The organism is Nonomuraea antimicrobica (assembly GCF_039536965.1).
Taxonomy (GTDB): Bacteria; Actinomycetota; Actinomycetes; order Streptosporangiales; family Streptosporangiaceae; genus Nonomuraea; species Nonomuraea antimicrobica.
The window spans coordinates 435-11244 of sequence record NZ_BAAAZP010000189.1; the positions used below are offsets into that span (position 1 = coordinate 435).

Sequence of the window (10810 nt, forward strand, 5' to 3'; positions counted from 1 at the left end):
TGCGGGCGAGATGCCCTTGATGTGACACGAAAGATGCCTCTTGTGATGGGAGCGCTCCCAAAGCGCCTTTTGCGGCGTTCGGGGCTATAGATCCGGTTCCTCTGCGGCAAATCGCACCATTGGTAACGGTTACGTTGCGCGGGATTGACCGCGCCGACTGCACAAGTGCACCCTTTGTGGGAGCGCTCCCAAGACTCCTGCCGCGGCGGAACGCGTACCGCGGTGCACTCCACTCCCCCCAACAAGTCACCCGAGAAGGGGTCCACCATGATGATCAGCAGGCGTCGCGGCCGACTTGCCGCGGCCTCGGCCCTGGCCGCGGCGGCCCTCGCCGTCGCGTCCTGTGGTTCCGGCAGCACCCCGGGGTCCAGCGCTCCAGCCTCCTCGGCGGCGACCGAGCCGGTCACGATCCGCGTCCAGACCTTCGGCGGCGGCACCAACTTCGGCTACAAGAACGCCATCGCCAAGTGGAACGCGGAGCACAAGGACATCCAGATCAAGGAGGAGCACCTGACCGACCAGTTCGAGCAGCAGTACTGGCCGCAGATGATCCAGTGGCTGCAGGCCGGCACCGGCGCGGGCGACGTGGTCGGCATCGACGAGGGCGGCATGGGCCTGGCCAAGGCGCACCCCGAGTGGTGGGCCGACCTGAAGGAGCACGGCCTGGAGTCGCGCAAGGCCGACTTCCCCGCCTGGAAGTGGGAGAACGGCGTCACCGCCGACGGCAAGCTGTTCGGCCTGGGCACCGACATCGGCGGCATGAGCATCTGCTACCGCACGGACCTGTTCAAGCAGGCCGGACTGGCCACGGACCGCGAGGCGGTGGGCGCGCTGTGGCCGACGTGGGACGCGTTCATGGAGGTGGGCAAGCAGTTCCAGGCGAAGGTCAAGGACACCCGGTGGGCCGACGGCACCAACACGCTGTACCAGGTGGTGCTGTACCAGGAGGCGGCCAAGAACGGCAACGTCACGTACTTCGACCGGGACAACAACCTCATCGTCGACAAGAACCCGGCGGTGCGGACGGCCTTCGACTTCGCCCAGGAGATGACCCGGCAGGGCCTGACCGCCAAGCTGCGCAACTTCACCGACGAGTGGGCGGCGGGCACCCAGAAGGACGCGTTCGCCACGGTGGGCTGCCCGTCCTGGATGCTCGGCGTGGTCAGCGGCAACGCCGGTGACGCGGGCAAGGGCAAGTGGGACGTGGCCGCGGTGCCGGGCGGAGGCGGCAACTGGGGCGGCTCGTGGCTGGCCGTGCCCAAGCAGTCCAAGCACCCGAAGGAGGCGGCCATGGTCGCCGACTACCTGACGCAGGCGCAGACCGAGGCGAGCATCTTCACCGACTTCGGCAACATGCCCAGCAACACGAAGGCGCAGCAGGACCCGGGCGTGCAGGGCGCGAAGAACGAGTTCTTCAACGACGCCCCCATCGGCGAGATCTTCGCCAAGTCGGCGTCGAGCCTCCAGCCGGTCTTCCTCGGCGTGAAGCACGCCCAGGTCAAGAACGCCATCGAGTCGGTCGTCCAGGGCATGGACGACGGCTCCGTCCCGTACGACGGAGCCTGGCAGCAGTTGGTCGACGACGCGGTGAAGGCCGCGGGCTGATCCTCCCGCCCGGCCCGCTCGCGGCGGGCCGGGCTCGTCGCCGAAAGGTCTCCCATGAGTCTCGACACCCTTCCGCGGGCGACGCGCGGCGACAGCCGCCGCGCCCGCCCGCCCGGCCGCCGCTGGCGTTCCCACCTGGACGTCAAGGCGATGCCGTACGCCCTGGTGTCCCCGTACTTCCTGCTGTTCGCCGCGTTCGGGCTCTTCCCGCTGGCGTTCACGCTCTACTACTCGCTCTACGACTACGACCTGGCCGGGACCACGGAGTGGGCCGGGCTGGGCAACTACGCCGCGCTGCTGACGGACGACGACTTCTGGCGGGCCGTGGCGAACACGGTGGGCATGTTCGTCCTGGCCACCGTCCCGCAGATGCTGCTCGCGCTGTTCCTGGCCAACGCGCTGAACAAGCGCTTCCGGTTCCGCCTGGCGATCCGGATGAGCGTGCTGCTGCCCCTGGTCACGTCGGTGGTCGCGGTCGCGGTGGTGTTCACGCAGCTCTACGCCCGCGACTGGGGCCTGGTCAACTGGATCCTGGGCCTGCTCGGTGTCGAGAACGTCAACTGGCGGGCCGAGCGCATCCCGTCGTGGATCGCCATCGCCACCATGGTCGACTGGCGCTGGACCGGCTACAACGCGATCATCTTCCTGGCCGGCATGCAGACGATCCCGAAGGACCTGTACGAGGCCGCGGCGATCGACGGCGCCTCCAGGCGCAGGCAGTTCTGGCAGATCACGCTGCCGATGCTGCGCCCGACCATGATCTTCGTGGTGCTCAACTCCACGATCGGCGGCCTCACGCTGTTCTCCGAGCCGACCACGTTCTACAACGGCAACGTCGACGGCGGGTCGCAGGGCCAGTTCCAGACGGTGGCCATGTTCATCGTCAAGCAGGGCTTCCGCGAGTTCGACTACGGCTACGCCGCCGCGGCCGCCTGGCTGCTGTTCCTGCTCATCCTCATCGGCGCGGCGATCAACTTCCTGTTCGTGCGCAGGATCGGAGGCACCACGTGACCGCCTGGTCCCCGACCGTCCTCACCAGGGTCATGCTGGCGGTGGCCGTGTTCCTGTCGGCGTTCCCGCTGTACTGGATGCTGGTCATCGCCTCGCGGACGAACGCCGACGCGGTGGCGGTGCCGCCGCCGTTCCTGCCCGGCGGGAACCTGGGCGAGAACATCGTCGCCGTGCTGAACAACGAGGACGCCAAGTTCCTGCTGGGCCTGACGAACTCGTTCGTCGTGGCGAGCGTCGTCACCGTCTCCGTCGTCGTCATCTCGACGCTGGCCGGTTTCTCGTTCGCGAACCTCAGCTTCAAGGGCCGCAACGCGCTGCTCGTACTGGTGCTGCTGACGATGGCGGTGCCGCTGCAGCAGATGGGCGTGGTGCCGCTCTACCGGCTCATGGTGAGCCTGGAGTGGACGGGCACGCTCAAGGCGGTCATCCTGCCGTACCTGCTCAACGGGTTCGGCGTGTTCCTGATGACGCAGTACACGCGGCAGGCCGTGCCGATGGAGCTGGTCGAGGCCGCCCGGGTGGACGGCGCCGCCACGCTGCGCATCTGGTGGAACGTCGTGCTGCCCGCCGTGCGGCCCGGCATGGCCGTGCTCGGCATCAACACGTTCATGCTCATGTGGAACGACTTCATGTGGCCGCTGATCGTGCTGACCCCGGACAACCCGACCGTGCAGATCGCGATCACCTCGCTCAACGCCAGGTTCTCCACCAACTACACGTTGATCTTCGCGGGCACGGCGCTGTCCATCATCCCGCTCATCGCGGTATTCGTCGCATTCGGCCGCCAGATCGTCGGCGGTCTCATGGAAGGTGCGGTCAAGGCGTGACGACACAAGAGGAACAGACGCGTTCCGGGCTGCGCTTCCCCGCGGGCTTCGCCTGGGGGGCGGCGACGTCGGCGTACCAGATCGAGGGCGCGGTCGCCGAGGACGGGCGCGGCCCCTCCATCTGGGACACCTTCGCCAGGGCGCCGGGCCGGGTGCTCGGCGGGCACAACGCGGACGTGGCCATCGACCACTACCACCGCTACCGGGAGGACGTCGCGGTCATGGCGGAGCTGGGCCTGTCGGCCTACCGGTTCTCCGTCTCCTGGCCCCGCATCCAGCCGACCGGCTCGGGACCCGTCAACCAGAAGGGCCTGGACTTCTACAAGCGGCTCACCGACGAGCTGCGCGGCCACGCCATCGACCCGTGGCTGACCCTCTACCACTGGGACCTGCCGCAGGAGCTGGAGGACCGGGGCGGCTGGCCCAACCGCGACACGGCCCACCGCTTCGCCGACTACGCGGCGGCCGTGCACGAGGCGCTGAAGGACCACGTCCACACCTTCGGCACCGTCAACGAGCCGTGGTGCGCCGCGTTCCTCGGCTACGCCTCGGGCGAGCACGCCCCGGGCCGGCGCGAGCCGGAGAACGCCATCAGGGGCGCTCACCACCTCAACCTGGCCCACGGGCTGGCCGTCCAGGCGATGAACGCCCGCCGCGTCGGCGGCTGCGTCAACCTGTACGCGGTCACCCCCGCCACCGGCGGCGAGCGCGACCTGGACGCGGCCCGGCGCATCGACGGCCTGCAGAACCGGTTCTTCCTGGACGCCCTGCTGCTGGGCCGCTATCCGGAGGACGTGCTCGCGGACCTGCGGGTCGAGACCGACTTCATCAGGCCGGGCGACATGAAGATCATCAACGCGCCCATCGACGTGCTGCTCGTCAACTACTACAGCCGCTTCACGGTCTCGGGAGCACCAGGCGGCAGGCAGTCGGCGGCGGCGGCCCCCACGGAGACGGGTTCGCCGTGGGTCGGCAGCGAGCACGTGTCGTTCGTGCACGGGGGGCGTCCCGTGACGGCGATGGGCTGGGAGATCGACGAGGGCGGCCTGGTGGAGGTGCTCACCAGGGTGGCGCGGGAGTACCCGCCGATCCCGATGGTCGTCTCCGAGAACGGGGCGGCCTTCGAGGACGTCCTCGACGACGGCCGCGTCCACGACCGGGAGCGGAGGGCGTACGTGGAGGCGCACCTGGGCGCCTGCAAGGCGGCCATCGACGCGGGCGTGCCGCTGGAGGGCTATTTCGCCTGGTCGCTGATGGACAACTTCGAATGGGCCTGGGGTTACGGCAAGCGATTCGGCCTGGTTCGGGTGGACTTCGAGACCCAGGAGCGGCTGCTCAAGGACAGCGCGCTCTGGTACTCGGAGATCATCCGGCAGAATAGGCGCCATGAACCGACCGACTCTTGAGGCAGTCGCGGCCCGGGCCGGTGTGGGCCGGGGCACGGTGTCGAGAGTCATCAACGGCTCGCCCAATGTCAGCGCCAAGGCCCGCGAGGCCGTCGAGCTGGCCATCCGCGAGCTGGGCTACGTCCCCAACCGGGCGGCGCGGGCGCTGGTCACGCGCCGCACGGACACGGTCGCGCTGGTCGTGTCCGAGTCGCAGCACCGGGTCTTCGACGAGCCGTACTTCGCGGGCACCATCCGCGGCATCGGCTCGGCGCTGGCTGAGACCGGGCTGCAGCTCATCCTGGCGATGGCGCGCACCCCCGAGGAGCACGCCCGGCTGGAGCACTACCTGACGGGCCAGCACGTCGACGGCGTGCTGCTGCTGTCGCTGCACGGGGCCGACCCGCTGCCGGGCAGGCTGGAGGCGATGGGCGTGCCGACCGTGCTGGGCGGCCGGCCCGTCGGCCTCGACCCCTACAGCTACGTCGACATGGACAACAGGGCGGGGGCCCGGCAGGCGGTCAAGCACCTGCTGGGCCTCGGCCGCACGGCGATCGCGACGATCGCCGGCTCGCAGGACATGGGCGTGGGCGTCGACCGGCTCGCGGGCTACCGCGACGCGCTGCTGCCCTCCGGCCTGCGGGAGCTGGTGGCCTACGGCGACTTCTCCGAGCAGAGCGGCGCCACGGCGATGGCCGAGTTGCTGCGCGAGCATCCCGATCTCGACGCGGTCTTCGCCGCCTCCGACCCGATGGCGCTGGGCGCGATGCGCGTGCTCAAGGCCGGGGGCCGGGCGGTGCCCGGCGACGTGGCGGTGATCGGGTTCGACGACTCCAAGGCGGCGCTGCACGCCGACCCGCCGCTGACCACCGTCCACCAGCCGACCGAGGCGATGGGGCGGCAGATGGCGCAGCTCCTGGTGGCCCGGATCAACGGCAAGGAGCTGCGTCAGCCCGTGGTGATCCTCGACACCCACCTCGTACGCCGAGAGACCGCCTGAGACCGTCCCGAGACCGCCTGAGACCGCCTGAGACCGCGTGAAACCGCCCGAGACCGCCTGAAGTCGCGAAAGAGGTCCCCGTGGACAGCCGGACGAAGCGCCGTTTATCACAGACCGAGCTGGATGCCCTGCTGCGCCGGGCGGTGGGCGCGGGCGTCGCGGCCGCCACCGAGCTGACCGACGGTTTCGCCAACGCCGTCTGGCGGCTCCGGCTCGACGACGGCCGCGAGGTGGTGCTCAAGCTGTCGCCCCCGCCCGAGCTGGAGCAGCTCAGCTACGAGCGCAACCTGCTGCGCACGGAGGCCGCCGCGATCGGCCTGGCGGTGGCGGCGGGCGTGCCGGTGGCCGGGCTGCTGCGGGCCGGGTTCGACGATCCGGTGCTGGGCGGCGACTACTTGGTGCTGGCCGCGCTCGACGGGGTGTCCTGGAACGACGTCAAACCGGCGGGCGAGGCCGCGCTGCGCAGGGAGCTGGGCGGCCACCTGGCCCGGTTCAACGCGGTGACGGGCGAGGTCTTCGGCTATCCGCACGCCGGGATCGTGGGCGCCACCTGGCGGGAGGCGTTCCTGGCGATGGTGTCGGCGCTGCTCGGCGACACCGAACGCTACCCGACGCCGCTGCCCCTCCCGGCCGGTGAGCTGCGGGCGGTGTTCGAGGCCGCGGCGCCCGCGCTGGACGAGGTGACGACGCCGCGCCTGGTGCACTTCGACATCTGGCCGGGCAACGTCTTCCTCGACGTGAGCGGCCGGCCGCGGATCCAGGCGATCATCGACCACGAGCGGGCCTTCTGGGGCGATCCGCTCGCCGAGTTCGTCACGCCGACGATCTTCGGCGAGCTGACCGAGGACGATCCGCTGCTGGCGGGCTACCGCGAGGTGACGCCGCTGGAGCTGACCCCTACCGCGCGCACCAGGATCGACCTCTACCGCGCCTACCTGTACCTGATCCTGCTGGTCGAGAACGGACCCCGGCAGTACCCGCCGGACGAGTACGCCAGGGTCCGCGATCGTGCCACCGCCTCACTGGGCGACGTTCTGGACCGCCTCGTACGCGCGTCCGCGGGCCCCGTCGGCTAGGTTCGCGCACTGCCCGGCGCCCTTGGCGCTGCTGGGCACGCCCAGGTCCACCGGCGCGGGCGTGTTGCCGGTGCAGGCGAGCGCGCCCTCGACCGTCGTGCCCGACAGGATCGGCGCCGTGTTGCGGCTGAGCACCGCGGCGCCGTCGATCTCGGCCCCGACCACGGTCAGGACCCGCGCGCCGCTCACGCTGAGCGCGCCTGCGACGCGGGCGCCGAGCACGTGCACCTCGGCGGCCCCGGCCGCGGTGAGCCCGCCGCCGATCCGGCCGCCGTCGACCACCAGCGAGGCGCCGGGCCGCACCGTGACCGACCCCGTGACCTCGGCGCCGTCGAGGCAGGTGACGCCGTCGGCGACGGTCAGCGCGCCACGGTGCACGCCCGTGACGGTGCGCGTGCAGGCCGGCGGCGGGGCGATGGTCGTGACGGTGAAGCTCTTCGGCTCGCCGTGGTTGCCTGCGGCGTCGATGGAGCGGTACTCGATCGTGTGCCGGCCGCGCGGCAGCTTGCCGTAGACGAGCGAGTCGATCTCCGTGCCCTGCTCGGAGAACGTCCAGGGCAGGCTGGAGGAGGTGGGCCAGCCGAAGTAGTTGAACCACCCGTCGCCGTCCACCCGCGACTCCGAGACCACGTACCCGTCGCGGTCGTCGTCGCCGGTGAGCCGCATGGTGAAGGGGGCGTTGTAGACGTAGGTGTCGCCGGACCTGGCCAGCGGGCGTGACAGCTCGTACGCGGTGGCGGGGGTGGTGGCGTCGACCGTCCAGGTCAGCGTCCTGCCGCCCAGGCTCGCGGTCAGGGTGTACGTGCCCGGCTCCAGGTCCAGCTCGCTGAGGTCCAGGTCGGAGCCCTTGTGGCGGCGGCCGTCCAGCGTCCACGTGACCTCGGGGACGGTCGCGGCCGGGTGGGTGGTCTCCACGTACACGACCTCGTCGCGGCCGAGCGGCCGGTCGGTGGGGGTGGAGGAGACGATCTCGGGCTCGACGCCGTCCGGCGGGGTGGTGACGGCGGTGTCCACGGTCCAGGTGCGGCTCCTGGTGATGGCCGCCTTGACGGCCGGGTCCCTGACGAACTCGGTCGGGTCCGAGACCGTGGCCGTGACCGTGTGCCTGCCCGGCGACAGGCCGAGCGTGCGCAGGTCGAGTTCGTCGCGCTCGCCCGGCACCTCCTTGCCGTCCACGGTCCAGGCGGTGACCAGGGAGTGGCTGACGGGACGCATCGGCTCGACCCAAAGCACCCGGTCGGCGCCGACGGGCGCCTCCGTGGGCGTGGAGCCCTGGATCACCAGGGTCTTCGCGGTGATGCGCTGCACCATGACCTCGCGGCTGACCTGGTCGAAGTAGTAGCCGAGGGTCTTCATCATCGAGTGGGCGCTCGGCCGCCACACGCCGCTGGTGTAGTAGAGGCCGCCCTCGTAGCGGCCGATCGGGCCGCCTGACTCGCTGGGCTCGCCCAGCCAGCGCCACCACTTCTTGCGCTGGTCGAGCATCTGCTGCTCGGTCAGGAGGGAGTGGTGCGCGCTCGACGGCTCGGGGCCCGCGTAGGCGCCGCCGGGGACGCCGCGCTGGTAGTAGTCGTACTCGTCCTGCAGGCCGCCCAGGGAGTGGCCCAGCTCGTGCGGGCTGATCAGGGCCGACATGCTGTTGCTGCCGGAGGCGGTGGCGTACGAGCCGCCCGCGCCGCCGTACGTGCCGCTGTTGCCCAGGGCGAGGATCTGCCGGTTGCCGGAGGTGGTGCCGGTTACCAGGTCGGCGTAGCGGGTGGCGGCGGCGTTGTCCATGGTGATCAGCCGCTGGACGCTGTTCGGGTTGCAGCGGCCCCAGAAGCCCATGGACAGCGGCGTCGTACGGCGCGGCGCGTCCAGACCCGGGTCGCAACTGATGCCCGACTCGCCGGAGACGATGTCGATGCGGTAGACGTTGATGTAGTTCCGGTAGGACTTGAACGGCTCGATCGACCACATCACGTTGAGGTGCCGGTCGACGTCGGCCGCGAAGTCGGCCTGTTCTGCCTCGGTGTAGCCGTCGCCCATGACGATCAGGTTGAAGCGCTGGGCCGGGGTCCCGGTGACCTGCACGGGCACGACGGTGGCCGAGCCGGGTCCGGCGGCGTGCGCGGGGATCGCCGGCGACACGCCTAACATGGCGGCGGCCAAAGTCAGGGCCGCGATGATACGCATGAGCAGCACTATCGGGCCGCGCGAGTCGGGAGTCCATCCCGTTTTGATTACTTCTGAGGCAATAGCGAATGCCAGGTTGGTGAGCTGAAGAAGGGGCGCGTGAGCCTGCCGATCCAGCCCGTGACCGCTCGGCCCGACCGCGCCGCGAGATCAGCCGAGCGTGCTCTCCACGAGATCGAGAAAGGCGTGCCCGGCGGCGACGCTGTCAGGCAGCCCGAGCGCACCCTTCGGCGTCGCCTGCTCGTGCTCACCGGCGTCGAGGTATTCGGAGAACGTGGCCGGGCTCCGGCCGATGTCTCGCCGCTCGAAGACCACGGCGCTGTCGGCGGGCCGGCGCGACCGGAGGCCGGCGAGACGGGGAGCCGGTGGCCCACTGCTCCTGGCGTTCATCGGAACGCATCGTAGCCCTCGCGGCCCACCGAGATCCGACCACCTTTCCTGGCCTCCTCCACCCCGGCATCCGGCGGCGCACGGACGGCCACCACCGGTGCAGTGGTGGGCTGAATCGGGGAAATGATCAGTTTTCGTCGATCTTCACGTACAGTGCTGTCCTCTGTACAGGAGAAAAGGGAGCGATCAGGTGAGGACGCGGCACGGTGCTCGGATCGTGTTGCTGGATCAGGATGACCGGATTCTCCTGCTGCGGGTCCGCGACGACGGCGCCATCGTCGTACCGCGTCTTCCCGTGCCGGAGTTGTTCTGGATACCGCCGGGCGGCGGTGTCGAGCCCGGTGAGAGCTTTCTCCAGGCCGCGCGCCGGGAGCTGTTCGAGGAGACCGGCCTGACCGACGTCGACTGGGGACCGTGCCTGTGGACCCGTGACGTGGACGTCCGCTGGTCAGGCGAGCCCGTCCACATGCATGAGAAGTACTTCCTCGCGCGAATCCGCGACGCCGGCGGCATCAGCCGAGAGCATCGGGAGCCGGGCGAGCGCGAGGCGATCGCCGGGCACCGGTGGTGGTCGGTCACCGAGCTGACCGCCGCCCAGACCACGCAGGCGCTGCGGCCGCCCGGACTGCCCCTCCTGCTCGCCGATGTCCTGAACGACCAGGGGAGCCTGCCGGGCGAACCCCTTGCCCTGGACGGGTGAGGCCACCCGACGAACCCCGCCGAATCGGGCGGCTCTACCGTTGGGGTAGCTCGGCCAGCAGGACGGGTTGGGTTGTGGGTTCGGTGGAGCCCCGTACGGGCTCGACGGTGAGTGCCACGCGGTCGTCGCGTTCCAGCGGGGCCAGTACGACGGGGCGCGTCAGGCCGTCAGGGCGGCGTTCGAGCAGGCCGGCCGGGCGTGGGCCGTCCGGGCCCATGAGCCACAGCTCGTACGCCATCGACTCGGGCAGCTCGCGCAGGCCCGACGAGGCGAACACCATGCGTCCCCGCGAGCGCGAGATCACGAGCGTGCCGGTGCCGCCGGTGGTGACGGGCTGCCGTACCGTCTCGGTGTCGGGCGTGGCCAGCAGCGCAACCAGCTCCTCGTGACCGGCGGCCAGCTCGCCCAGGTCGCGGCGGGCGTCGAAGGCGACCACGCCGAGCACGATCGCGGCCGCCGCCGACACGGCGGCCAGCGCCGCCGTCACCTTCCGCCGCCGCGACCGCGACGGCACCGCCGCTGCGCCCACAGGGGTCGCCGCCGCCACCAGGATCTCTGACACCACCGGGAACTCCTGCGGCTGCCGGGACGCGGGCTCGCGTGGCGGTGTCCGGACGGCCGGGCCGCCGGCGGGGTCCGGC

Annotated in this window: 10 protein-coding genes; 7 read left to right on the top strand and 3 right to left on the bottom strand. The window is 70.8% G+C overall.

Going from position 1 to position 10810, the window contains the following annotated elements:
- Positions 1-267: 267 nt before the first annotated feature.
- The 6 genes from ABD844_RS43260 to ABD844_RS43285 all read left to right on the top strand — a co-directional run bounded on the left by ABD844_RS43260 (position 268) and on the right by ABD844_RS43285 (position 6904).
- Entirely contained in the window at positions 268-1605 is a 1338-nt protein-coding gene (locus ABD844_RS43260) for an ABC transporter substrate-binding protein (protein WP_344892380.1), read from the top strand.
- Positions 1606-1659: 54 nt separating this feature from the next.
- Positions 1660-2616 carry a carbohydrate ABC transporter permease gene (locus ABD844_RS43265; RefSeq protein WP_344892383.1) on the top strand — a complete coding sequence of 319 codons (957 nt, stop codon included), beginning with the start codon at positions 1660-1662 and terminating at the stop codon, positions 2614-2616.
- Positions 2613-3443, top strand: coding sequence for a carbohydrate ABC transporter permease (locus ABD844_RS43270; protein ID WP_344892386.1), 831 nt, complete (start codon positions 2613-2615; stop codon positions 3441-3443). Before ABD844_RS43265 ends, ABD844_RS43270 begins: the two co-directional genes overlap by 4 nt.
- On the top strand, positions 3440-4849 hold the full coding sequence (locus tag ABD844_RS43275) for a GH1 family beta-glucosidase (RefSeq protein ID WP_344892389.1): 1410 nt from the start codon (positions 3440-3442) through the stop codon (positions 4847-4849). Before ABD844_RS43270 ends, ABD844_RS43275 begins: the two co-directional genes overlap by 4 nt.
- A complete protein-coding gene (locus tag ABD844_RS43280; protein ID WP_344892391.1) occupies positions 4830-5828 on the top strand; it encodes a LacI family DNA-binding transcriptional regulator in 999 nt (332 codons plus the stop codon). Before ABD844_RS43275 ends, ABD844_RS43280 begins: the two co-directional genes overlap by 20 nt.
- An 80-nt stretch (positions 5829-5908) precedes the next feature.
- On the top strand, positions 5909-6904 hold the full coding sequence (locus ABD844_RS43285; protein WP_344892394.1) for a phosphotransferase family protein: 996 nt from the start codon (positions 5909-5911) through the stop codon (positions 6902-6904).
- On the opposite strand, the gene ABD844_RS43290 is transcribed toward ABD844_RS43285, so the two are convergent.
- On the bottom strand, positions 6848-9079 hold the full coding sequence (locus tag ABD844_RS43290; protein ID WP_344892396.1) for a M64 family metallopeptidase: 2232 nt from the start codon (positions 9077-9079) through the stop codon (positions 6848-6850). The two genes, ABD844_RS43285 and ABD844_RS43290, sit on opposite strands and share 57 nt — an antisense overlap.
- Positions 9080-9229: 150 nt before the next feature.
- Positions 9230-9469: a hypothetical protein gene (locus tag ABD844_RS43295; protein ID WP_344892398.1), complete on the bottom strand. Its 240-nt coding sequence runs from the start codon at positions 9467-9469 to the stop codon at positions 9230-9232.
- A 190-nt stretch (positions 9470-9659) separates the two neighbouring features.
- Here ABD844_RS43295 and ABD844_RS43300 point away from each other — a divergent pair, with 190 nt between their 5' ends.
- A complete protein-coding gene (locus ABD844_RS43300) occupies positions 9660-10169 on the top strand; it encodes an NUDIX hydrolase (RefSeq protein WP_344892401.1) in 510 nt (169 codons plus the stop codon).
- 34 nt (positions 10170-10203) lie between these two features.
- Here ABD844_RS43300 and ABD844_RS43305 read toward each other — a convergent pair.
- A partial coding sequence (locus ABD844_RS43305; protein ID WP_344892404.1) for an anti-sigma factor occupies positions 10204-10810 on the bottom strand: 607 nt, incomplete at its 5' end.

What these genes read in the sequence shown, in the direction of transcription:
- ABD844_RS43265 (WP_344892383.1), top strand. Translation starts at nt 1,660, where the DNA reads ATGAGTCTCGACACCCTTCCGCGGGCGACGCGCGGCGACAGCCGCCGC.
- ABD844_RS43290 (WP_344892396.1), bottom strand. Translation starts at nt 9,079, where the DNA reads ATGCGTATCATCGCGGCCCTGACTTTGGCCGCCGCCATGTTAGGCGTG.
- ABD844_RS43260 (WP_344892380.1), top strand. Translation starts at nt 268, where the DNA reads ATGATGATCAGCAGGCGTCGCGGCCGACTTGCCGCGGCCTCGGCCCTG.
- ABD844_RS43280 (WP_344892391.1), top strand. Translation starts at nt 4,830, where the DNA reads ATGAACCGACCGACTCTTGAGGCAGTCGCGGCCCGGGCCGGTGTGGGC.
- ABD844_RS43295 (WP_344892398.1), bottom strand. Translation starts at nt 9,469, where the DNA reads ATGAACGCCAGGAGCAGTGGGCCACCGGCTCCCCGTCTCGCCGGCCTC.